Here is a 24,695-nt window from a genome sequence, read left to right as displayed (position 1 = left end):
TAGTCGATGCTGGCTCTGCCTGCATGAGCATAACCTGTCCAGTACTCATCATTTTGGTACAGACTGAACTGTATTTGATGATGTGAACTGGATCTGTTCACCCTTTATCGGCAGAGCAAAGAAAATGTATTGAGATTTGACGAGGTTGTGCGGCTGGAAATCTATCATGAGACTGGCATTACATTTAAAAATTAGGTGTTATTCTCTTTTTTACAACTGAACCATCTTGTTTATATGTTAAATTTTTTGAATTAGATGGATTTTTAAGAGGCTGAGCGTAGAATTCATGCCCATAATATATTTAGAATTCAGATGTAAGGAAGGTAAAATGATGAGTACGTTGACACAAATTATTAGATCCATTATGAGAATGGCAGATAAATCAGAGCTGATTGGGATTAAACAGCAACTAACAATGCCCGCCAAGCATTAAATTTTATAATGAATGTGACTAGCTCCAATGTGATTTGGGGCTTTTTTATTATCATGAGTATGATTCTTCAATGGATGTACTGTGTGCTTAATTAATATTCTCATATGACTATGATTATCAGATGTTACTTTATTTGAATTGTTTTGGTCTGATGCACTAAATTATCGCCGTCTAGAGGATGTAAACGTGCAAATACCCAGCTGGATAGGAATGTCATCAATCCCATAATCAAAAAGGTGAGACGGAAAGCTGTTTCAATATGGTATTGAGTGAAGCTCGCCTGACTAAAAGACTGCAATAAAAGGGCACCTATGGCAATGCCGAAGCTGATGGCTAATTGCTGGTTAACTCCCATCAAACTACTGCCACTGCTGGCTTGATGGCTGCGCAGGTCAGCCATCGTTAAGGTATTCATGCCTGTAAATTGCACAGAATTAGCGGCACCAATGGCGAATAGCAGGAAAAACATTAGCCAAAGTGGCGTTTGTGGGGTTAATGCTGCCAATGAGGCAATCAATATGCCAATAATTCGAGTATTCAATACCATGGTATGGCGATAGCCTAAACGGGTTACAATGGGTTTAATCAGCGGCTTTACGGCGATAGCGGCAAGCGCAATTGGCATCAATAGCCAGCCTGCGCTGATGGCTGAATAGCCAAAAGCAACCTGTAGCAATAATGGCAGTAAAAAAGGTAGGGCACTCATGCCCAAACGGCTCACCAAATTGCCCGCCAAACCCAAACGAAAGGTTCGAACGGCAAATAAGCTGGGTGCGTATAAGGCATGCTCGTTATTACGAGCATGAAATAAATAGGCAATTAAAGTAATAATGCCGCTGGCGGCCATTATGATGCTGAACCAGAGCCTTGTGGGTGCAGTATAGTTTCTAAAGAGAGGCTGACACAGAATGCAGCGGTGGCAAAGAGTACAAACCCGACACCATCAAAATGACCTTCTTTTTGGCTGAAATTGGGCATGATGTACCAGGTAACCCATAATCCGATGAGTCCGATGGGTACATTCAGCAGAAAAATCCAGTGCCAACTCATGTAATCAACTAAATAGCCGCCAACTACTGGCCCCAATACAGGACCGATGAGCGCAGGCATGACGGCGTAATTCATGACGGTTAACAAACGCGATTTGTCATAAGCTTGTAGCATAGTTAAGCGTGCCACTGGCGTGAGCATGGCGCCGCCTACGCCTTGAACGACGCGAGCGATAATCAGCATGGTTAAGCTGGTGGAGGCCGCACACAGCAATGAACCGAGTACAAAAACCACCAGCGCACTCATGAACAATTTGCGCGTGCCCACTTTATCCGATAAGAAGCCGGACAAAGGCATCATCAATGCTAAAGTTAATGCGTAGGCGATGATGGTGGATTGCATATTGAGAGGTGATTCTCCCAAATCGGCAGCCATCTTGGGCAGAGCTGTATTCAGAATGGTGGCGTCCAATTGCTGCATAAAAATGGCAATGGCCAACAGCAATGGTAAAAAGCGGGAAGGTTCAGATCGAGTCATGGCGTATTCTAACAAATCAACCAATGCAGTCCAGCAGTTAGATTCTAAGGTTGCCTGAAAGACGAGTCTTAATAGGGTGAGGACGAGGCGGGCTGAGCTAAGTTACCCAGGCAGTTAAGCAACATGGTGCATTGGGCACTCAACTGCCTACAGGCTTTATGCTGCTACCGCATAGATACATTGCATGGCGTCCAGCTAGATTTGGATGCTGCTAAAGCACAAACCAAGGTCTCTTTGGATTTGTCGCCAGCCTAGCACTGTTTACAGACACCACGGGAAAGCTGAGCTGATGTGACGCTTGATTTTGGCGAGTATCATCATGGTTGTCGCTCGTAGAGCTTAATGCTCGCCATCATTCTTTGGCTGATAAAATGGCAGCGATTCTGGCTATTTCAGGCTTTCAGGCAGCCTCGCGCGCACCGTATTCTATAGTTGGTAAGGTAATTTGATTCAATAAGCTATCAGGTAATCTCATCGTTAAAAGGTATGATCGCTTAACCCATGTTTGCGCTGCTCATCAATAGAATCCGACATGGTGATCTGATTTGTCCTTTCAAGTAGCTTTAAGTTGATATTGTGTAGCCTAAATATCAGCCTCGACTTTGTCACCTTCTGCTTCCATCCAAGCGCGCCGTGCAGCTGCTTCTCCTTTGCCCATGAGTTTAACGAAAACGGCTTGGGTGTGGTTGTCGGCGTTTTCGGGAATGCGCACTTGTAGCAATCGTCGCGTTTCCGGTTGCATCGTGGTGTCTTTTAGTTGCTCTGGGTTCATTTCCCCCAACCCTTTAAAACGGCTGATGCTGAACGCTGTTTCTTTAACGCCTTCTTTTTGCAGTCGCTCCAGTATCCCATCCAATTCTTGCTGGTCGAGCGCATAAAACTTGCGGGCTGGTTTATTTTTTCCCTGTGCATTCACGTCTACGCGGAACAGTGGTGGTTGCGCCACATAAATGTGACCAGTGGCAATCAATTGTGGGAAGTGTTTGAAAAATAAGGTAAGCAGTAAAACTTGAATATGCGCTCCGTCCACATCGGCATCAGATAGAATGGCAATTTTGCCATAGCGCAGTCCTGATAAATCAAGCGGTTCATCAATACCATGTGGATCCACGCCAATGGCCACAGCGATATCGTGAATTTCTGCATTGCCAAACAATTGATCGCGGTGGGTTTCAAAACTATTGAGCACTTTACCGCGCAAGGGCAGTATGGCTTGTGTTGCTTTGTCACGGGCCAATTTGGCGGATCCGCCCGCGGAGTCGCCTTCAACCAAGAAAAGCTCGTTTTCGCGAATGTCTTCACTTTCGCAATCGGTTAGTTTGCCCGGTAACACGCTACGCCAGAACCTTTTTTCTTGTCGATTTTTTTAACCGAGCGCATGCGCGACTGAGCTTGTTTGATGGCCAAATCGGCAATTTTTTTACCAGCGTCTAGGTTTTGGTTGAGCCACAGTTCAATCGGATCGGTGCAGACTGAGGCTACCAATTTCATGGCATCGCGATTGGTGAGTTTGTCTTTGGTTTGGCCTTGAAACTGGGGATCAAGCACGCGCGCAGACAGCACGAATGCGGCTTTGGAAAATACATCATCAGATTGTACTTTTACGCCACGAGGCAGCAAATTGTGGTGGTTGATGAAATTGCTTACCGCATGAAACACAGCTTGCTTGAGGCCAGCTTCATGGGTCCCACCCAAAGGCGTAGGGATGAGGTTGACATAACTTTCATTGGCCACATACCCGTCTTCTAGCCATGTTAGTGCAAAAGAAGCACCTTCTCCCACACTAAAATCGCTGTCGTGTCCTACATGAATGTAATTATCGCTGGCAAAAATGGGTACGGCTGCTTGCGCATGGGCAAGTAAATCAAGTAAATAGCTGCTTAGCCCGTTGGGGTAGTGCCAAGTTTGGTTGATGGATGCCGCATCTGTTTGTTCTTGAGTTAAGGTCACCTTAACGCCGGGTAGTAACACGGCCTTGGCGCGCAATACCCGCACCAATTCATCCATATTCAGCTTGCTACTCTCAAAATAATGCGCATCTGGCCATACCCGCACACAAGTCCCGGTTTCCTTGGCGGGACATTTGCCCATAGTTTGCAATGGCTCAACCACGTTGCCGCCAGCAAAAGCCATACTGTGAATTTTGCCTTCACGATGGACCATGACTTCCAGTCGTTTTGATAATGCATTGGTGACCGAAACCCCCACGCCATGCAAACCGCCAGAAAAAGCGTAGGCACCATCACCGCTTTTTTTATTGAATTTGCCACCGGCGTGTAGCTGGGTAAAGACCAATTCAACCACTGCGATGTGTTCGCTGGGGTGTAAACCGGTCGGAATGCCGCGGCCATTGTCGGCCACGCTCACAGAGCCATCAGTGTGTAGTGTAACGTTAATGGCATCGGCATAACCACCCAAAGCTTCATCGGCGGCATTGTCAATGACTTCCTCAATGATGTGAGTGGGGCTGTCGGTGCGCGTATACATGCCCGGCCGTTCTTTGACGGGTTCCAAGCCTTTGAGGACGGTGACGCTCGATTCATCGTAGTGCGGTGTTGTCATGCGGATTGTCTGCGTTTGGATAAAAATGGGTTTTCAGGCAACCGGGAAACAAAAATAAGTTGCCTGAACAAAAAAGGAATATGCGCTCGTAGTCATTGGCCGAATTTGGACTATTTGGTGGAGGATTCAGTCTCTTGGTGCTGCAAAAAGTAATCCCAGCTTTGTAATTCATGCAAAAACCGAGACAGTTCTTGCAATGCGCCAATGTACACATCTCGCTTGAAGTCGATGACCTCATCTATGGGCGCCCAATACTGATGCCAGCGCCAAGCGTCAAATTCAGGATGGTGCGTGGCGCGCAAATGCACGTCACTTTCTCGGCCCACCAAGCGCAGCAAATACCAAATTTGTTTTTGGCCTTTATAAGAGCCGCGCCACTCGCGTTTTACCCAATGCGTCGGCACGTCATAACGCAACCAGTCACGGGTGCGTCCGATAATCTTGACGTGGTGCGGGAGTAAGCCCACTTCTTCCATCAGCTCCCGATACATGGCGGCTTCGGGGCTTTCGCCCGGCTTGATGCCGCCTTGCGGAAATTGCCAAGAATGTTCTCGTACCCGTTTGCCCCAGAAAACTTCATTGCGCTCATTGGTAATGATGATGCCGACGTTGGGGCGATAACCTTCTCTGTCTAACATACAGTTCGCCCAAAATAATATTCAATGGGATGAATTTTCGCACAAATGGCTGCCTGAAACCAGAACGCCGCTCTATTTGCATGGTTGCACTATTACATTTGAAAATGAAGATGTAACAATTGCTTTTTTTTGGTTATAAAGAATGTGTTTCTAAGCAACATTTTTCAGGCAGCCAATCAGCTGGCGGCAGCAACGCTGGATGTGGATTGCGCATGCATCATCTCCATTGACGGGAAGCGAGGTTGCGGTATGAAGAAAACTTGGTTGTTGACCAGCATGATGAGCGTTGTGTTGGCCGCCTGCGGCGGTGGGCAATCGGCACAACAAAGCAACACAAACACAGGCGCCAGCGCCGCATCGAATGTAGCCGCATCGAATTTACCGCAAACCAAAGAACTCAATTATTACGACTGGTCTGATTACGTGGATCCAGCCACTGTGAGCGCTTTTGAAAAAGCCAATGGGGTTAAAGTCAATCAAGCGTTTTACGACAGCAATGAAACCTTGGAAGCCAAAGTGCTGACCGGCAAGTCTGGCTATGATTTGGTGGTGCCTTCGCTGGCATTTGTGACGCGCCAAATCAAAGCTGGCGCATATCAGCCGATTGATAAATCACAAATTCCCAATTATCAAAACATTGATCCCAAATTGCTGGAATTGCTGGATAAGGTTGATCCTGGCAATAAATATGTGGTGCCATACTTCTGGGGTATCAATACCGTGGGCATCAATCCAGATCAAGTGAAAAAGGCTTTGGGCACGGATACTTTGCCTGAGAATGCTTGGGATTTGGTGTTCAAACCGGAGTATGCTAATAAATTGAAATCATGCGGTATTTCATTCTTAGATAGCCCCTCAGAGTTGTTCCCCTTGCTGATGAATTATTTGGGCAAAGACCCCAACAGCAATGAGAGCGCAGACATCAAAGCCGCTGCCGATTTATTGAATTCAGTGGCACCCGATGTCAAACGTTACAGCTCATCTGGCTATATAGATGATTTGGCCAATGGTAATTTGTGTGTGGCTATTGGTTACAATGGCGATTTCCACATTGCCAAAAAACGGGCGGAAGATGCTAAAAATGGCGTCAAAGTCCAAGCTTTGGTGCCCAAGCAGGGTGTGGGTGTGTGGATTGATTCTTTCGCCATCCCGAAAGATGCCACCAATGTGTTGAATGCATTGAAATACATCAATTGGACATTGGATCCCAAAACCGCTGCCACAAATGGTAATTTTGTGACTTATGCGCCCGCCAGTAAGCCTGCTCGTGAGTTGATGGAAAAAGATTACATTAACGACCCGTCTATTTTCCCGACCGATGAAACCATGAAGAACAGTTTTGTGATGCTGCCCAAATCGCCCGATGCCATGAAATTAACCGTGCGTTTGTTCCAGCAAATCAAAGCTGGTCAATACAAATAAAGCAAGCAGTGAAAGCGGGTTGCCTGCATATTCGGGCAACCCGTTTTTAATGGTTTGATGTTTAAAATATCTCATGATTTTTGATGTTTGGAGCAGATTTAAGAAAAATCATCGCGCAGCAGTGAAAGCGGGTCGCTTTGAGTTAGCAATCAATACATAAAGCCATTGCTTTTGAACAGGATCAATATTGCATTCAAGATGGCCAACTGGACTCTGTGTTAAGGTAATCCTGCATAATAAAACGAGCATTGATAAAGGCTGCCTGAATGTTTCAGGCAGCCTTAAGTGGGCATCAAGTGAACGTAAACAATGCAGTTTACTTGGTTACTGATATTCCTGTGTTGGCTCAAACGGAAAATGAGGAACCGCAGCCGCACGTTGTGGTGGCATTGGGATTGCGAATCACAAATTGCGAGCCATGCAGCTTTCGGTGTAGTCAATTTCGGCGCCCACCAGATATTGGTAGCTCATGGGATCAACCAAAAAGGTTAAACCATCTTTTTCCACTTGGAAATCATCATCATTGACGATTTCATCAAAAGTAAATCCATATTGGAAACCGGAGCAACCGCCACCGGTGACGAATACACGCAATTTCAAATCGGGATTGTTTTCTTCCGCGATCAAGTCTTTGACTTTAACGCAGCAACTTTCGGTGAATGTGATGGGGGTTTCGGTAGCAGCTTCTGACATGGTGCTTATCCTTATGTCTGATTGGGTGTGTGTAGGTGTATTTTCCGCCTAAATGTTGTGTATTGGCAAGGAATTAAGGCAACAGTGGCATGATGTTAAGTCCGGCAGTTTCATCAATTCCAAACATGATGTTCATATTTTGCACTGCCTGGCCAGCCGCACCTTTAACCAAGTTGTCGATCACCGATAAAACAATCCACGTATTACTGTGTGGTGCTTTTTGGACACTGATGCGGCATAAATTGGCGCCGCGCACAGACCGAGTTTCCGGTGTACTGCCCGCTGGCATCACATCCACAAACGCACTGTCTTGGTAGTGATTGGCTAATATCGATACCGGATCTATGCCATCGTTGAGTTGTAGGTATATGGTGGCATGCATGCCGCGTATCAAGGGGGTAAGGTGGGGGACGAACACGAAACCTTTGTCTACATCGGGTTGTAGGCGGCTGATGGTTTGTTTGATTTCCGGCAGATGGCGGTGGCCGGCCACACCATAAGCTTTGAAATTATCACCTGCTTCAGCAAATAGGCTGCCCACAGCCGCTTTACGCCCGGCACCGGATACGCCTGATTTGCAATCCGCAATCAGCGGTGCATTACCTTTCAAGCAGCCTTGTTGCAATAAAGGCACCAAAGGCAAGGAGACACAGGTGGGGTAGCAGCCAGGATTGGCCACCAATTGCGCATTGGCTATAGCCCCACGTTGCCACTCGCTTAAGCCATATACGGCGCGCGCTACCCAATCTGGGCTGGCATGCTCCATGCCATACCAACGTTGCCATTCGGCCACATCCTGAATGCGGTAATCGGCTGATAAGTCGACCACTTTGATGCCCTTGTCCAGTAAAGCTGGTGCTTCTTTCATGGCGACACCGTTGGGCGTGGCAAAAAATACCACATCACATTGGGTTAAGGCGGCTTCATCTGGTGCCTGGAATACCAAGCCGTTATAAATGCCGCGCAGGCTCGGAAAATAATCTGCCAGCGCCACGCCAGCTTCGCCTCGGCTGGTAACCACTGCTACATCAACATGAGCATGATGTGCCAGCAGCCGCAGCAATTCCACGCCAGTGTAGCCTGTGGCACCAACAATGCCGACCTTGATTTTGTTCATGTGTGCTCCTGAAAGGAAATGATCAATAATAATGGTTTTTCAAGCAGCCTAGTCGTAAGCGACTACCTGAATCAATAAGTCATTATAATGAAACTTGTGCCCCCAGTTCGACCACCCGGTTACCGGGAATGCGGTAATAATCCGTGGGTGCCGTACTGTTTTTGTACAGCCATTTAAAAAAGCCAGTGCGCAGTCGTGCCATGTGGCCTGGTGCGGTTTTTTCAGCCACCGTAATGCTGTCTCTTGATAAGAAAAAAGAGGTTTCCATCGTGGACAATTCTATGCCTTGCTCGGCTACCAATGCCAGGATTTGGGTGATATTTGGGGTTTCCTGAAAACCATAATTGGCAATAATGCGGGTAAAACGCGGGCTTAATTGTTTGATAGCCACTCGGTCAATATTGGCTACATGGGGCACATCTTTGGTTTGGATGGTGAGCAAAACATTGTATTCATGCAGCACGCGATTGTGCTTCAGGTTGTGCAATAAAGCACGAGGAATGCTAAATGGGTCGCTGACCATGAACACTGCATTACCATCCACAATTTGCGGTGGATAGTCTTGTAGATTTTGCAAAAAATCGGCCAATGAGCCACTGTTGTCGCGTTGGGCATCTTGAATCAGCAAACGGCCGCGTCGCCATGTACTGAACACGAATACCACCACCAAGGCCACCAGCATGGGAAACCAGCCACCATGCACCAATTTGAGTAAATTGGCTCCAAAAAACACCAGATCAAAGCTCAAAAATAGACCGGTCAATCCCAATACCACCGGAATTGGCCAGCGCCAGCTGTTGCGCATCACCAAAGCAAACATGATGGTGGTCATGACCATGGTACCAGTGACAGCAATGCCGTAAGCCGAGGCCAAGTGCGCGGAATCGTGAAAGGTGATGACCACTAGGGTCACAGCACCGAGCAGCATCCAATTCACTGTAGGCATATAGATTTGGCCCATTTCTTCTGCGCTGGTGTGCACAATGCTCATGCGGGGCGAAAAACCCAATTGGATGGCTTGGCGTGTCAATGAGAAGGCACCCGAAATCACGGCTTGGCTGGCGATCACCGTGGCCAGCGTGGCCAATGCAATTAACGGCAGCAAACCCCAGTGTGGCACGCTTAGGAAAAATGGATTACTCAATGCGCTTGGGGAATGCATCAATAATGCACCTTGCCCCATGTAGTTGAGGGCCAAACTGGGGAGGACTAGGCTAACCCATGCCAGCTGTATTGGCCGCCGCCCAAAATGACCCATATCGGCATAAAGTGCCTCCGCTCCAGTAACGGCCAAAACCACGCACCCTAAGCCAATAAAACCACCCCAGCCGTGATGCCATGCAAACGTGAGCCCATATAGCGGATTAATGGCCAAGAGAATGCGTGGATGTTGTGCAATTTGATACAGACCGATCAATGCTATGGACGCAAACCAAATCAGCATAACTGGGCCAAAAAAAGTGCCGATTTTTTGAGTGCCGTGCTTTTGAATCACAAATAAACCGACTAAGATGACTAAGGCAATGGGCATGACCCAATCGCGGAAGCCAGCGTGGATAACGGTTAAACCTTCGGCGGCTGATAACACGGAGATGGCAGGCGTAATCATGGCATCGCCATAGAATAAAGCCGTGCCAATCAGTCCCATCATCATCACCAACCACGCCGGCTTTCCATGTAAATAGCGCAATGCTTGTTGCATTAAGATGATCACCCCGCCTTCGCCTTTATTATCGGCTCTTAGAATGAACACCACATATTTTAAGGTCACAATCAGCAATAAAGACCAAAAAATCAGTGAAACAAAGCCGAATATATTCATCTGATTCGGTTCTATGTGTGATGCCGCAAAACTTTCTTTTAAGGCATACAACGGGCTGGTGCCAATATCACCATAAACAATACCCAATGCGGCCAGTGTGGTGGCTGCGACGCCATGCTTTTTATCCATCAATTTATTTTACTTTGCACTGTGATCATTACGCGCAGTGTAGCGCCGCCGCAGAATGGCGACTAGGTATTTTTGAGGGCACGTCATACAAAGCCAGTGGAGGCTGATGGTCATCAGAATACGCATTGGAATGGTTATGAGACTGAATGCTGATCCAGTATTTGAATTTGATGTTGTTGTAACAACAAATGATGTATTGGGGTGGTGTTTTCCAGCATTGTTATGATGCCTTTCAATAAATTGCGCGACTTCAAGGCAATCATTCCAAAATAGTTTTATAATTGGCCTATTTTATTGTTTATGTTGCTTGGCAACTGGCCGAAAGTAAATCCGGGCGGGGGTCATAATGTTTTACCTACATTGGACAGGATATGGACGAGTTAATTAAAGAAGCCGCACTACAGTTTCATGAATTTCCCCATCCGGGCAAAATTCAGGTCACCCCAACCAAGCCTCTGGCTACTCAGTATGATTTGTCATTGGCTTATTCACCAGGGGTAGCTGCGCCTTGTATGGAGATTCACAATGATCCGCTTAATTCCTACAAATATACGGCACGCGGTAATTTGGTGGCAGTGATTTCCAATGGTACAGCAGTCTTGGGTTTGGGCAATATTGGTGCGCTGGCGGGGAAGCCAGTGATGGAAGGCAAAGGGGTGCTATTCAAAAAATTTGCCGGTATTGATGTGTTCGATATCGAGGTGAATGAAACCGATCCCGATAAATTAGTTGAAATCATTGCATCGCTTGAACCCACTTTTGGTGGCATTAATTTGGAAGACATTAAAGCGCCAGAATGCTTCTATATTGAGAAAAAATTACGCGAGCGGTGCAATATCCCTGTATTCCACGATGACCAACATGGTACTGCCATTATCACGGCAGCAGCCATCCATAATGGTTTGCGTGTGGTGAATAAAGCCATCGGTGACGTGAAGTTGGTGTGTTCCGGTGCTGGTGCTGCGGCCATTGCTTGCTTGGATTTGCTCGTGGCATTGGGCATGAAGCGCGAAAACGTGACCGTATGCGATTCCAAAGGGGTGATTTACCAGGGGCGCGATGAGCGCATGGATGAATCCAAAAAGCGTTATGCGGTTGTTGATAACGGGCAGCGTGTATTGGCCGATGCAGTTAAAGACAAAGACATTTTCTTGGGGTTATCCGGCCCCAATGTGTTGTCTGTGGATATGCTCAAAACCATGGCGAAAGAGCCGATTATTTTGGCTTTGGCTAATCCGGCCCCTGAAGTTTGGCCGCCGGAAGCGAAGGCAGCTCGACCAGATGCCATTATTGGTACCGGCCGATCTGACTTTCCAAACCAGGTAAATAATGTATTGTGCTTCCCGTTTATTTTCCGCGGTGCCTTGGACGTGGGCGCTACCACCATTAATGAAGAAATGAAGCTGGCTTGCGTTCGCGCCATTGCTGATTTGGCCATGGCGGAACAAAACGATGAAGTGGCGAGTGCATATGGGGATGCGGATTTGACATTCGGGCCAGAATATTTAATTCCCAAGCCGTTTGATCCGCGCTTGATTGCGGTTGTGGCTCCTGCGGTGGCTCAAGCAGCTATGGATTCTGGTGTGGCAACGCGACCCATTGCGGATATGGATGCTTATGTTGAGAAGTTAAACCAATTTGTTTATAAATCCAGCTTGTTCATGAAGCCGGTGTTTACTCAGGCGAAAAGTGATATTCAACGCGTGGTGCTGTGCGAAGGTGAAGATGAACGTGTATTACATGCCGCCCAGCAAATTGTGTCACAAAAATTGGCGTTCCCGATTTTGATTGGCCGTCCTTCAGTGGTAGAAGCCAGGTTGAAAAAACTGGGTTTGAGCATTCAGGCGGGTAAAGATTTCGAGTTGGTAAACAACGAGAATGACCCACGTTATCGTGAATACTGGGAAACCTATTATCAGATGCGCAAGCGTCACGGCGTGACCGAAGAAATGGCACGTCGCCGCATGATTGGTAATACCACACTGATTGGCGCCATTATGGTGCATTTGGGTCATGCTGATACCTTGGTTTGCGGCACTATGGGTCGTTTCCGCGATCATTTCACCATCATGGAAGAGGTGATTGGTTACGATAATCCGCAAAAAAATGCTTGTGCCATGAATGCATTGATTTTGGGTTCGGGTAATATTTTTATTGCAGATACGTATGTGAATGCAGAGCCGAGCGCTGATCAATTGGCCGCCAGCACCTTAATGTGTGTAGAAGAGATGCAGCGCTTTGGTATTGAACCGAAAGTGGCTTTATTGTCTAACTCGAATTTTGGTGCCATTAACCAATGCAGCAGCACGCGAATGCAGCAGGCATTGTCTTTGATTCAGACAGCCAAGCCCGATTTGAATATTGATGGGGAAATGCAGGGTGATGTGGCATTAATCGAATCCATGCGTCATCAAATCATGCCTGACACCACATTGAAGGGGTCTGCCAATCTTTTGGTGATGCCCAATGTGGAGGCTGCCAACATCAGCTACAATTTGTTGCGTGTGTCTGCGTCAGATGGTGTCACCATTGGTCCGATTTTGATGGGTATGGCTAAACCGGTTCACATCGTAACGCCAATTTCTTCTGTACGCCGTATCGTGAATATGGTGGCTTTGGCTGCCGTTGATGCACAGCGTAAATTGAAACTCTAAATTGCAGTACAGATGAAAAAAGGCTGCCTGAAAGGATTCAGGCAGCCTTTTTTGTGGTCGTTTGTTTGCTAATTAATATCAATCAACGTAAGTAGGGGAGTACATTATTAGCGCAAGGTTACTTTAACGTATTCGCCTGGGGCATCATATAAAATGGGATAATTATCGCTGCCCATGGGTAGGTAGTGATTTGGGTGCCCGCATAAGGCAAAATCCATTGCTGCCAGTAAAGCCACCAAGAACCTGGGTGAAATTGGGCGTGCAGCAACCAGCTTTGGCCCTGTTCAAAAGGTTCAGCGTTGGTGTAATAACCATATTTATTTTTGGCAGGGGGATTCACGATACCTGCCACGTGGCCAGATTCGCCCAAGACAAGAGTGTGCTCGCCGCCCAATGCTTGAGCACCTTTGAATGTGCCTTCCCAAAGAGCAATATGATCTTCTTTGGTGGAAATAAAGAAACTCGGGCTTTTCACTTTGGATAAATTCAGTCCCGTTCCGCTCAGTTTGATTTTGCCGGGCTGAACTAATTCATTATTCAAATATAAATTACGCAAAATAAAGCTGTGTACGGGTGGAGTGACATTGGTACCATCCCCGTTCCAATAAAGAATATCAAAATCAGCAGGCTCTTTCCCTTTCAAATAATTTTCAATATAGTAATTCCAATAGAGAGAATTTTCGCGCAACAGGCTGAAAGTTACTGCCAATTGCCGACCATCACAATAACCCACCTGGCTTTCCATGGCTTCAATGGCGCTGATTAATGGGTCATTGATAAATACCCCGAGCTCACCAGGCTCGGAAAAGTCCAGTAGGGTAGTGAGGTAAGTAGCCGATTTGATGCGATTTTTTAAGCGTTTTCCCGTGTAATAAGCTTGCGTGGCCGCCAATAGCGTACCACCCATGCAATAACCCAAAGCATTCACTTCTTTTTCGTGAGTAATGTCTTCGATTACTTTGACAGCTTGCATGACACCATTGGTTACTAGGTCGCTAAAAGCAACCATGGCTTGTTCCTTCATGGGGTTGCGCCAAGACATTAAAAACACTGTATGCCCTTGTTGCACTAACCAATTAATAAACGAATTTTTTTCTTTTAGGTCAAGTATGTAATATTTATTGATGAAGGGTGGCACTATCAGTAACGGCGTTTGATAAACTTGATCGGTTTGGGGCTTATACTGAATTAATTCAAAAATTTCATTTTTGAAAACCACTTGACCCGGTGTCAGTGCCAAGTCTCTACCCACATCAAATGCATTATCGCGCATCATGCGAATCTTCAGATATTGTCCGCTTTTAAGTATATCTTCTTGAAATAATTTAGCACCTCGCAGTAAATTCTCTCCTCCTTCATCCTGCGTTTGTTTTAATATTTCGGGGTTGGTCCAAAAAAAATTGCTTGGGCTTATGGCATTAATCAGTTGCCGCATAAAAAAATGCAAGCGAAACCGAACTTGATCTGGGATGCCTTCAACCACATCAATCATATCGCGGATGGTTGTGGAAAAAAGGATATAGGATTGCCGTAGTAAATCAAAATTAGGGTCTTGTTTCCAAAGTTCATGGCTAAATCGCCGATCGCCAGGTATGTCTTCAATTGTGGATGGAACACCTTCACCAAAACTGCGTTGGACAAAGTTTTTGTAAATACCCATTTGTCCTTGCCACCACTTGATTTGCAATTCCATCAACCTCATGGGGTTGGAAGCTAGGGCATCATAAAAATGCCGTAAATCTTCTGCATTCAATTTGGCTAAGGCTTCACTGACAGGGTTTTGCCCATAATAGAAATCTTGCAATTTTTGCCAAATATCATCGTTGTATTGCATCAACTGGTGTACCGATTCATTCAATTTGAATTGGTTTGGCTCCATGTCGATCTCCGATGTGACTGCTGGTTTGGAATAATATTGGTGTCATAAAGGACGCCGAACTGCGGAATTTGAGGCAGGCAGGATAAGCGCTATCCTGCCCGCGCGACAAATTTGACCGTGATTTGATATTTAACTGCTGGCTAATAGTCGTGTTTCATAAAGAACAAAAATTATTTCTTTTTGTCCATATTCTCGACCACCAGTTTATCCAATTCAGATTTGAAATCATTGGTTAAAGCCGCTAATTTTTTCCCATCTTCAATCATTTGTTGGCTAATGCGGGTCATGGTTTCCATTTGTTTGGTACCGCTGCTGATTAAGGATTGGATGTCTTTAACTTGGCTATTCAAGTGTAATTGAGCCAAACCAATATCGGCATATTGGCGAGCGGAATCCAATTGAAGATTAGTCAATTCAGAAAAATTTTTTGCCACTAATTGATTGAACTTAACCATTGGTTCAAATGTATTTTGAGATTGCTCATTCAAAGTTTTGAAAATATCGGTATACATTATTTTGTTCTCCTCATGCGGATTAAGTCATCGAATGGTGCAGGTTATGGACGGGTAGTATGATTGTTTGGGTATGTCGCTTTGCATGAATGGATTCTTTCATGAAAAGTATTTCCATGCAATATAATAGTGTAAATATTCTATAAAAATTAATAAATGAAACAGTATAGTATGATTTCTATTTCGATTTTAATAGGATGTTTAAATATGAACATCCAAAGGTTGTGATGAATAATTAATGCATGTGTAAGCCGCCGTTGATGGATAGTGTTTCACCGGTAATATAGCCGCTGTGATCCGATGCCAGAAATACTACGGCTGCGGCAATTTCTTCAGGCAAGGCGAGACGATTTAATGGTATTTGTTGTTTGATTCCATCCAATACCTCGACCTTCATGGCATTTACCATGGGTGTGGCTGTATAGCCTGGGGCAATGGCATTCACGCATACTCGATTGCGCGCTCCTTCTAAAGCCAATGCTTTAGTGAAGCCGATCATGCCCGCTTTGGCTGCAGAATAGTTGGTTTGGCCAAATTGCCCTCTTAGACCATTGACAGAGGTAATGTTAATAATACGACCATCATTTTGTGCCAGCATGCGTAGAAATACAGGATGAGTAATGCTGTAGAGGGACCGTAGATTGGTATCCAAAACCGCACACCACTGTGCGTAGCTCATTTTTTTAAAGGCACTATCTTGTGTGATTCCAGCATTGTTGACCAGTAAATCAATACGACCCTCCGTATCAAGTGCATGCTCAATACCCTCGATAACCGCTTGGTGGTCATTGATGTCTACGGCCAAAAAACGGATGTCTTGGGGGTGGATTGCTTCAGTTTGCAACCATTTTTCTTCTCGATTTTCATCGCTGGGTGTCAATACAGCGATAATTTTGTATTGGTGCTGGATCAATTGTCGACAAATGGCTGTGCCAATACCACCTAAGGCGCCAGTAACCAAAGCGATTTTGCGGTAATCAAGCATGCATTTCTCCTTGTGGTGTTGGGTATGACGCGCACGGCCGCCTGCCCGTAGTGAGTCTTAGCAAGGGTCATGGCTGTGGTGCTGGCCAACCTTAATTAACAACTGGGGTCCAGTATAGATAAAGTCATGCAAAATGCCAGTTAACGAAGACGCAGAAGTATGCTTGATGGTGCGGAGAAATGAAATTGGTTCATTTTGCACAGCAGAATCCAAAAAAAACGGTATTAATTTTGTAGTGTTAATATTCTAATTTATGCATGATTTTGAAATAATGTATGACTAATTTTTATATTTGTAAGTGAAGTTGCTGTTGATGTGCGGTATGGTTGTGCTGCTAAGCAATATATTCCGATTAAAAATCATCTCAATTTGTTGCACTGAAACATGAAAATATTACATTGAGAAAAATAAAGGTGCCCACTTTTCAGTAGGTAAAAATGGCTTAAAAGTCGCACCAAGACCAATTGGATTTAAATTCGCGTACAATTATGTAATCCAGATTAAGGTATGAGTTACAGTGAAGCAATCAGAAAGAATGATACAGCCGCCGGCCATGTTGGGTATTTTGGGCGGTGGGCAATTGGGCGCCATGTTTACCGTGGCAGCGAAAACCATGGGATATCGGGTCACTGTGTTGGATCCTGATTCTTTAGCACCAGCGGCGGCCTTTGCAGATGTGCATTTATGTGCGAAATTTGATGATGCTTCGGCATTGTTGACATTGGCTCAATGTGCTGCGGTAACCACTGAATTTGAAAATGTCAATGCCGATGCCATGCGTCAGCTGGCTGAAAATACGCGAGTATCACCTTCTGGTGATTGTGTGGCCATTGCCCAAGACCGTGAGCAGGAAAAGGCATGGATACACAAGGCTGGATTGCCCACTGCACCCTATTGTGTTATCCGATCAGCAGAAGACATCCAAGAATGCTGTGCCGATCTGTTACCCGGTATTTTAAAAACAGCTACGTTAGGGTATGACGGCAAAGGGCAGGTGCGAGTAGATACTTTAATGGAGTTGCGTACAGCGTTTGCCTCTTTACAGGGTGTTCGCTGTGTTTTAGAAAAAATGCTGGATTTGCGCGCGGAAATTTCGGTAGTGGTGGCGCGGTTAAACCATCAGCAGTCGGCCTGCTTTCCGCCTTCTGAAAATCAACATGAAAATGGCATCTTGGCCTATTCAGTGGTACCTGCTCGGCTATCCGAAACTTTACAGCGACAAGCCAAACAGTTGGCCACACGCTTGGCCGATGAACTGGATTATGTGGGGGTGTTGGCTGTAGAAATGTTTGTGGTGGGCGATGAGGCCCAATTGGTGGTGAATGAGATGGCACCGCGCCCGCATAACTCAGGTCACTACACATTGGCTGCGTGCGCCAGCGATCAGTTCCAACAGCAAGTGCGCATGATGTGTGGTTTGCCGCCTGCTACAACTGACTTGCTTTCACCTTGTTGTATGGCCAATATTTTGGGTGATGTGTGGCCCGATAAAGGTGAGCCTAATTGGCTCGCAGTATTGGAGCAACCTCAAACGCATTTGCATCTTTATGGTAAAAAAACTGCTCGGCATGGCCGCAAGATGGGGCATTTTACGGTATTGGCTGATGATGCTGACACGGCTTGGCAGCAAGCGGTTTTACTGCATAAAAAATTGGCTGGATGAATGCAAAGAGGCTGCCGTGCTGTACTGTTCAGGCAGCCTTTGGGCTGCCTGAAGCCATCCAACCAGTGAATGAATAATGAGATTGGTATTTGGGTGCTTTTAAAATGGATGCAGGCCATGTGTACATTGCCAAAATCCCCTGATTTACGTGCTGATATGTTGGCGGGTTTATCGCTCATCGGTTTGTTGATTCCGGAAGCGGTAGCGTACGCCAGCCTGGCTGAATTACCCGCTCAAGCCGGTTTGATTGGTTTGTTTTGTGGGTTGCTGGTCTATGGCTTGCTCGGCAGTAGTGGTGTTGCTGTGGTTTCTGCGACCTCATCTTCGGCCGTGGTGCTTGCCGCGGCACTGATGACGTTGGCCCAGTGGTCAGGGTCTGGTGATCGGGTGGTATTGGCTGCATTACTGGTGGTATTGGCTGGTGGGTGGTTTGTGTTGGCTGCCTTATTGCGGTTAGGGACCATTGCCGATTTTATTGCCAAACCGGTTTTGCGTGGCGTTAGCTTGGGTTTGGCGGTGGTGATTACGTTCACCCAATTACCCAAGCTAGTAGGACTGCCTGCGGCCGCGTCAGATTGGCAGGCCGTCGTTAAATTGGCTCAGCAGTGGTCATTATGGCAGTGGCCCAGCTTGGTGATGGGTGGTTTGGCGTTGCTAATTTTGTGTTGTTGGCGATCGCGCAGGCAACCTGTGGCGTTATGGGTGATTGTGTTGGCGTTGTTGCTGGGGCTGATTTGGCCTTTGCCCAGTATGGGTGTGGCTGAAGTAGGGCGCATCGGTTTGTCTGGGTCGCTGCCAGATTGGTCGGTTTTAACTGATGTTAATTGGTTCGTGTTGCTGCAATTGAGTTTTGCGTTGGCCATGATGATTTATGCGGAATCCTACAGCAGCATTCACACCTATGCTTTGCGTCGAGGTGTTGTCACTGCACCCAATCGGGATTTGTGGGCATTGGGGCTGAGCAATGTGTCTTCAGGATTGGCTGGCGGGCTGCCTGTGGGGGCTGGATTTTCGGCCACAGGAGCCAATGCGGTGGCTGGTGCACAAAGCAAATGGGCAACATGGACTGCTTGGCTGGTGTTGATGTTTGCTTTGTTGTACTTACTGCCGTATGTGGGTCGTATCCCAGAGGCGGTGTTGGCCGCAATTGTCATCCATGCGGTGAGTAAGGGTTTGAGTTGGCGGCCGGTGCGTCCTTATTTCCGGTGGCGGCGCGACCGGTTGCTGGTCTTGCTGTCGTTCATTGGGGTGGTGGTGTTGGGTGTTCTCAATGGTTTGCTTCTGGCGGTGGGGATGAGCGTGGTGTTGACGTTGGTGCATTTTGCACAGCCGCGATTATCTATTCTCGGGCGTTTGGGTGAGGGTCATGATTACGTGGCGGTGCGGCGTTTTGCTGCGGCAGCGCCTGTACCAAGGTTATTGATTTTACGCTTGGATGAGCCGTTGTTTTTTGCCAATGCCGAACCGATGATGAAGCAGATTCAAGCACAAACGCATTTTGTGGCGCGGCAACAGGACTTGGCTGCGGTGGTGTTGAGTATGGAAGAAGTGCCTGATTTGGATGGCACCAGCATTGAGGCCTTAGGTCAGTTGGCGTGGCAGCTGCACCAACAAGGCTTGACGCTGTATTTGTGTCGTTTGCACCAACAGGCGCAAACCGTATTGATACAGGCCCACTTGCCTTATTTGTTGCCAGACCAGCTAAATCCACTTAGTGTGGACGACATGGTACAAAAGTGGCAGCAGCAACAGCACGCGTAATCAAGCACATTGCGGATGTCCCTGAGCTTGGTTTTAGGCTGCCTGAAACACCGTAATATGCAATGACATAGGATGCTTTAGTGATAAGGAGTGGGCGATGAAGTCGGTTGCACCTCGTATCCAATTGTTTTTGGACCACCTCAATCAGGTATTGACTCCCGCCTTGATGGCTCAAGGTTTTAAGCGCAATCCCATCAATGCGCGTGAAGCATTGGCCGGACTAACCTCTCGTTTTGTGACGCAAACGGTTGCGGTTGCTTGCATACAAGATGATACGGTGTCTGCAACTATGGGTGGCTATAACGTCCCTGTACGCATTTATCATCCAGAGCCACAACAGGATTTGCCGATATGGGTGTATTTGCATGGCGGTGGTGGAATGTGTGGCAGTGTCAGCGTTTACGATGGTATTTTGCGGCGTTTGGCGGTGCAGTCACGGCATATTGTGGTGGCGCCTGAGTATCGGTTGGCGCCAGAGTGCCCTTACCCGGCAGGTGAAACCGACGCCTTGACCGTGGTGCGTGGTGTACGTGCAGTATTGCAGCAAAATCATTTGAAGTTCATCAATCGGATTGCTGTTGGTGGTGATTCAGCCGGCGGCGCATTGGCCAGCGTGGTGGCTTTGCGAGCGCAAACCGATGTTGATTTAGCGATCACGGCATTGGTGTTGATTTATCCCAGTGTGGATTTTTGCATGAGCAGTCCATCAATACAGTCCTTGGGTTGTGGCTATATGCTGACGGCGGAAACGATACGCTGGTATTTCGAAAATTATTTTCAGCATGGCGAGGATTATTGCGCCGCTTCCAGTCTGCATGCTCCTGTAAACATGAATCATGTACCTACACTGGTGCTTACCGCTGGCTATGATCCATTGAGGGACGAAGGCGCAGCTTACGCACAGAAGCTGGAAGCGGCCGGTGTACCGGTTGAGTACCATTGTTTTGAATCGTTAATACATGCTTTCTTGAACATGGAAGACTTGTGTATCGAAGAGGTTCAGGCAGCCTATGGTTTAATACATGATTTTTTAAATACACGTTTTGAAGGCGTGGATGATATGGTATCCACGGTAGACAATCCCTAATCGAGTAAAAAATGAGTCAATATTGGAGTGAAGCGGTGCAGCGGCTGGTGCCTTATGTGCCTGGCGAACAGCCGAAAATCAGCAATCTCACGAAATTAAATACCAATGAAAATCCTTTTGGCCCATCACCAAAAGCATTGGAGGCGATGCAAAAAAAAATCAATGATGATTTACGCCTGTATCCTGATCCCAATGCCGATGCGCTCAAGCAAACCATAGCTAATTATTATGGTGTGCAAAAAAACCAAGTGTTTGTGGGCAATGGCTCGGATGAAGTATTGGCGCATGCTTTTGCGGCTTTCTTTCAAGGTAAACAACGCGTATTGTTTCCAGATGTGACCTATAGTTTTTACCCTGTTTACTGTCAGCTTTATGGGGTGGCGCATCAGACCGTGCCGCTAGATGAATATTTTTGTATTCGCCCCAGCGACTACACCCAGCCAAATGATGGCATTATTTTCCCCAATCCCAATGCGCCCACTGGCTGTTTGTTGGGCCTGGCGCAAATCGAACAGATAGTGCAAGCCAATCCCCACAGTGTGGTGTTGGTGGATGAAGCCTATATTGATTTTGGCGGGGACTCGGCGGTGAACTTGATTCAAACCTACCCGAACTTGTTGGTCACGCAAACCTTGTCTAAATCACGTTCTTTGGCGGGCATGCGGGTGGGATTGGCGTTGGGTCAAGCCGATTTGATTGAAGGCTTAGAGCGCGTTAAAAACAGCTTTAATTCGTATCCACTCGACCGCGTGGCACAAGCTGGCGCCGCGGCGGCATTTGAAGATGAGGATTATTTTCGCTGTACGTGCCAACAAGTCATGGCGAATCGCGCAACATTAACACAAGCGTTGCAAGCGCTTGGCTTTGAAGTGCTGCCTTCGTTTGCCAATTTTGTGTTTGCCCGCCATCCACAACGCGATGCCGCAGCCATCAGCACAGGCTTGCGCCAACAAGGCGTGATCGTGCGCCACTTCAGCCAATCGCGGATTAATCAGTTTTTGCGCATCAGCATTGGTACGGAAACACAACAGTCTCGGTTAATTTCGGTATTGACGTCTTTGTTGGCTTGAGGCATGGGGCGGATCTGCATCTTGGCTTGACGGATTGTATGGATTTGTACTGTTGTGTCGACAATATAGTCGCCATTTTTGCTGAATCAACGTGCAAGCATGCCAAGTAATGGCGGATATGGGGATGCACATAGTCTGATGCGGCGACGAAGTACAATTATTTTAAAGGAAGATGGCAAGAAAAAAGCAAGCGTAAAGGCTTGCTTTTTTCTTTATGATTGCGATGTAAATTTTGCTTTTTCAGGCAACCGATGCTTGGCTTAAAAACAATTTGTACGCAGCGTTATCGGTTTGGTCTTGGTAAGCATAGCCCACATGATCTAAGAAATTTTCAAAAGCGTGAAGGTCTGCGGATGGCACATCAACCCCCACCAGTACACGGCCGAAGTCGGCGCCATGATTGCGATAGTGAAAGAGGGTGATGTTCCAGTCAGACTGCATATTGTTCAAAAACAGCCCCAGCGCCCCTGGTCGCTCTGGAAATTCAAAGCTAACCAAACGTTCATTGGGGACTTGGTTGGTGCGTCCACCCACCATGTAGCGAATGTGGATTTTGGCGATTTCGTTGTGGGTTAAATCCAAAGCGGGTAAGGCCGCACTATTTAATTCTTGTGCGATGTGTTTTAAATCTGCTGGGCCGCTGGTTTGAATGCCCACAAAGATGTGTGCTTGTTTGTCGTTACCATAGCGGTAATTGAATTCGGTGATGTTGCGGCTGCCAAGTACATCAATAAAGCGGCGGAAGCTACCAGGCTGCTCTGGAATTGTGACCGCAAAAATACCTTCTTGACCTTCGGTGATTTCAGAGCGCTCAGACACGTGTCGCAAACGGTGGAAATTCATGTTGGCGCCGCTGGCGACCGCCACTAAGGTTTGTCCTTTACAATGATGCTCGGCGATATAGGCTTTCAGACCTGCCAATGCCAAGGCGCCAGAAGGTTCGGTGATGCTGCGGGTATCGTCGAAAATATCCTTAATAGCAGAACAAATGGCATCGGTGTCGACAATCACAATATCGTCGAGTAAGTCGCGGCAGAGCGCAAAGGTTTCTTCACCCACCAGCTTCACCGCAGTGCCATCGGCAAATAAGCCACATCTTTGAGCGTGACTCGTTTGCCTGCGGCAATAGATTGCTTCATGGCGCAAGCATCATCGGTTTCGACGCCGATGACTTTGATGTCGGGGCGTACATTTTTAATGAAAGCGGCTACGCCAGCGGCCAATCCGCCACCACCAATCGCGACAAATACTGCATCAATGGGCTTTGGGTGTTGACGTACGATTTCCATGCCGATTGTGCCTTGGCCCGCAATCACATCTGGCGCATCAAACGGTGGAATATAAGTGAGTCCGCTTTCGGCGACCAATTTCATGGCATGGTCATACGCGTCGTTATAGGATTCTCCCGCTAACACCACATGACCACCGCGTTTTTTTACGGCATCCACTTTGATTTGTGGTGTGGTCTTGGGCATGACAATTGTGGCTTGGCAACCGAGTTTTTGTGCAGATAACGCGACCCCTTGTGCATGATTGCCGGCAGAAGCGGTAATCACGCCTTTTTTCAATGCAGCTTCAGGCAGCTTGGCCATCATGTTGTAGGCACCGCGAATCTTGAAAGAAAAGACCGGTTGCAGATCTTCGCGTTTGATCCAAATTTTGTTGTTCAGGCGGTCGGACAGATTGTGCGCGTAGTCGAGCGGGGTTTCTTCAGCTACATCGTACACCGAAGCAGTGAGGATGCGGGTTAGGTAGTCGTTGTGGTTATTCATGATGGTATTTGAAATAAATAGAATTTTGCGTAGCGGAAAAGTTTTTAAGATAGCGCGCAGGCTGGCTGAACGCAAGCAAAATCCAGTTAAACGCTGTGTCAGGCGTTTGAGTGCGCCTATAATAACGCGTTTTCTTTTACTACAGGCAGAGGGTTTGCCTTGAGGTTGGTTTCGGCATGGTGCAGCTTAAAAAAATCATTGGTTTGGCGTTATTGTGCTTGGTGTGGCCGATATTGAGTTGGGCACAAACCCCAGTTCCTGGGGTGACCGGTAGTGCCTATGCGGTGGCCGATGCGCAAAGTGGGCAAATTTTGGCCGATCGAGGGCTGCATGATCGTGTGGAGCCTGGCGCTTTGGTGAAACTGATGGGCGCCTATTTGGCGTTTCAGGCCATTCAAACGGGTAAATTGTCTTTAGAGCAGCCGTTAACAGTATCAGAATCAGGCTGGAAAGCAGCGGGTACGCGCATTTTTATGCAGCCCAAAAAGCCTTTGCCGGCCAAATCTGTGTTGCAAGGCATGTTGGTGGTTTCTGGTAATGACGCGACCATTACGGTGGCCGAGGCGGTGGGTGGGAGTGAGGCTGGATTTGTGACGATGATGAACCAGATGGCACAACGTCTGGGCATGGATCAAACTCATTATGCCAATAGCACAGGTGTGGCAGATGAAAAACAGTACACCACGGTGGCCGATTTGCTGGTATTAACCCAAGCTTTGCTGCGTGACTTTCCACAATATGGCGCTTGGTTTGCACAGAAAAGTTTCAGCTATAATGGCATTAGCCAGCCCAATCGCAATTTATTGTTGTTTCGCGATGCCAGTGTGCGTGGATTGGCGGTAGGGTACACGCTCACTGGTGGTTATAATTTGGTGGCCAGTAGTAATCGCAATGGCCGGTTGGTGGTGGCCATTGCCATGGGAACCGAGAGCCTGAGGCGCGGGCAGCCGAAGGCAGCAAGCTGCTGAA

Annotated in this window: 14 protein-coding genes and 4 pseudogenes; 8 read left to right on the top strand and 10 right to left on the bottom strand. The window is 47.1% G+C overall.

Annotation, left to right across the window (positions count from 1 at the left end; genetic code table 11):
- Nucleotides 1–557: 557 nt before the first annotated feature.
- Nucleotides 558–1,960: pseudogene (locus A2F46_RS07040) on the bottom strand (DHA2 family efflux MFS transporter permease subunit).
- A 123-nt stretch (nt 1,961–2,083) separates the two neighbouring features.
- Between A2F46_RS07040 and A2F46_RS13255 the strand changes: the two are divergent.
- Nucleotides 2,084–2,215 (top strand): hypothetical protein, encoded by a 132-nt coding sequence (locus A2F46_RS13255; RefSeq protein WP_255358755.1) that lies wholly within the window; start codon nt 2,084–2,086, stop codon nt 2,213–2,215.
- A gap of 328 nt (nt 2,216–2,543) precedes the next feature.
- Here A2F46_RS13255 and A2F46_RS07035 read toward each other — a convergent pair.
- Both A2F46_RS07035 and A2F46_RS07030 read right to left on the bottom strand, forming a co-directional pair.
- Nucleotides 2,544–4,522 (bottom strand): annotated as a pseudogene (locus tag A2F46_RS07035) (DNA topoisomerase IV subunit B).
- A gap of 110 nt (nt 4,523–4,632) precedes the next feature.
- Nucleotides 4,633–5,160 (bottom strand): RNA pyrophosphohydrolase, encoded by a 528-nt coding sequence (locus tag A2F46_RS07030; protein ID WP_066568528.1) that lies wholly within the window; start codon nt 5,158–5,160, stop codon nt 4,633–4,635.
- Nucleotides 5,161–5,340: 180 nt separating this feature from the next.
- On the opposite strand from A2F46_RS07030, the gene A2F46_RS07025 reads away from it, so the two are divergent.
- Entirely contained in the window at nt 5,341–6,582 is a 1,242-nt protein-coding gene (locus tag A2F46_RS07025; protein ID WP_369796319.1) for a polyamine ABC transporter substrate-binding protein, read from the top strand.
- A 346-nt stretch (nt 6,583–6,928) separates the two neighbouring features.
- Here the strand turns inward: A2F46_RS07025 and erpA are convergent.
- The 3 genes and pseudogenes from erpA to A2F46_RS07010 form a co-directional block, all read right to left on the bottom strand.
- Nucleotides 6,929–7,275 (bottom strand): annotated as a pseudogene (erpA, locus tag A2F46_RS07020) (iron-sulfur cluster insertion protein ErpA).
- A 73-nt stretch (nt 7,276–7,348) separates the two neighbouring features.
- Nucleotides 7,349–8,392 (bottom strand): N-acetyl-gamma-glutamyl-phosphate reductase, encoded by a 1,044-nt coding sequence (gene argC / locus A2F46_RS07015; protein ID WP_066568527.1) that lies wholly within the window; start codon nt 8,390–8,392, stop codon nt 7,349–7,351.
- 82 nt (nt 8,393–8,474) lie between these two features.
- Nucleotides 8,475–10,343 carry a potassium transporter Kup gene (locus A2F46_RS07010; RefSeq protein WP_066568524.1) on the bottom strand — a complete coding sequence of 623 codons (1,869 nt, stop codon included), beginning with the start codon at nt 10,341–10,343 and terminating at the stop codon, nt 8,475–8,477.
- A gap of 371 nt (nt 10,344–10,714) precedes the next feature.
- Here A2F46_RS07010 and A2F46_RS07005 point away from each other — a divergent pair, with 371 nt between their 5' ends.
- Nucleotides 10,715–12,997: an NADP-dependent malic enzyme gene (locus A2F46_RS07005; protein WP_066568522.1), complete on the top strand. Its 2,283-nt coding sequence runs from the start codon at nt 10,715–10,717 to the stop codon at nt 12,995–12,997.
- A 118-nt stretch (nt 12,998–13,115) separates the two neighbouring features.
- Here A2F46_RS07005 and phaC read toward each other — a convergent pair whose 3' ends face one another.
- The 3 genes from phaC to phbB all read right to left on the bottom strand — a co-directional run bounded on the left by phaC (nt 13,116) and on the right by phbB (nt 16,373).
- Nucleotides 13,116–14,876 carry a class I poly(R)-hydroxyalkanoic acid synthase gene (gene phaC, locus A2F46_RS07000; RefSeq protein WP_197457591.1) on the bottom strand — a complete coding sequence of 587 codons (1,761 nt, stop codon included), beginning with the start codon at nt 14,874–14,876 and terminating at the stop codon, nt 13,116–13,118.
- 170 nt (nt 14,877–15,046) lie between these two features.
- Nucleotides 15,047–15,388: a phasin family protein gene (locus tag A2F46_RS06995; protein ID WP_197457590.1), complete on the bottom strand. Its 342-nt coding sequence runs from the start codon at nt 15,386–15,388 to the stop codon at nt 15,047–15,049.
- A 235-nt stretch (nt 15,389–15,623) separates the two neighbouring features.
- Nucleotides 15,624–16,373, bottom strand: coding sequence for an acetoacetyl-CoA reductase (gene phbB / locus A2F46_RS06990; RefSeq protein ID WP_066568518.1), 750 nt, complete (start codon nt 16,371–16,373; stop codon nt 15,624–15,626).
- A gap of 535 nt (nt 16,374–16,908) precedes the next feature.
- On the opposite strand from phbB, the gene A2F46_RS06985 reads away from it, so the two are divergent.
- The 4 genes from A2F46_RS06985 to hisC all read left to right on the top strand — a co-directional run bounded on the left by A2F46_RS06985 (nt 16,909) and on the right by hisC (nt 21,954).
- Complete coding sequence (locus tag A2F46_RS06985; RefSeq protein WP_066568510.1) at nt 16,909–18,036, top strand: 5-(carboxyamino)imidazole ribonucleotide synthase; 1,128 nt, start codon at nt 16,909–16,911, stop codon at nt 18,034–18,036.
- A gap of 117 nt (nt 18,037–18,153) precedes the next feature.
- On the top strand, nt 18,154–19,797 hold the full coding sequence (locus tag A2F46_RS06980) for a SulP family inorganic anion transporter (protein WP_197457589.1): 1,644 nt from the start codon (nt 18,154–18,156) through the stop codon (nt 19,795–19,797).
- A gap of 97 nt (nt 19,798–19,894) precedes the next feature.
- Nucleotides 19,895–20,884 (top strand): alpha/beta hydrolase, encoded by a 990-nt coding sequence (locus A2F46_RS06975; RefSeq protein ID WP_066568506.1) that lies wholly within the window; start codon nt 19,895–19,897, stop codon nt 20,882–20,884.
- 11 nt (nt 20,885–20,895) lie between these two features.
- Complete coding sequence (gene hisC, locus A2F46_RS06970; RefSeq protein WP_066568504.1) at nt 20,896–21,954, top strand: histidinol-phosphate transaminase; 1,059 nt, start codon at nt 20,896–20,898, stop codon at nt 21,952–21,954.
- A 240-nt stretch (nt 21,955–22,194) separates the two neighbouring features.
- Here hisC and ilvA read toward each other — a convergent pair.
- A pseudogene (ilvA, locus tag A2F46_RS06965) lies at nt 22,195–23,726 on the bottom strand (threonine ammonia-lyase, biosynthetic).
- A gap of 176 nt (nt 23,727–23,902) precedes the next feature.
- Between ilvA and A2F46_RS06960 the strand changes: the two are divergent.
- Nucleotides 23,903–24,694 carry a D-alanyl-D-alanine carboxypeptidase family protein gene (locus A2F46_RS06960; RefSeq protein ID WP_066568501.1) on the top strand — a complete coding sequence of 264 codons (792 nt, stop codon included), beginning with the start codon at nt 23,903–23,905 and terminating at the stop codon, nt 24,692–24,694.
- The last annotated feature ends 1 nt before the right edge of the window (nt 24,695 follow it).

The sequence above is a fragment of the Snodgrassella sp. CFCC 13594 genome (assembly GCF_001590725.1).
Taxonomy (GTDB): domain Bacteria; phylum Pseudomonadota; class Gammaproteobacteria; order Burkholderiales; family Neisseriaceae; genus Snodgrassella.
The sequence above is the reverse complement of the archived record's forward strand: the minus strand, read 5'-3'. Positions and strand labels throughout refer to the sequence as shown.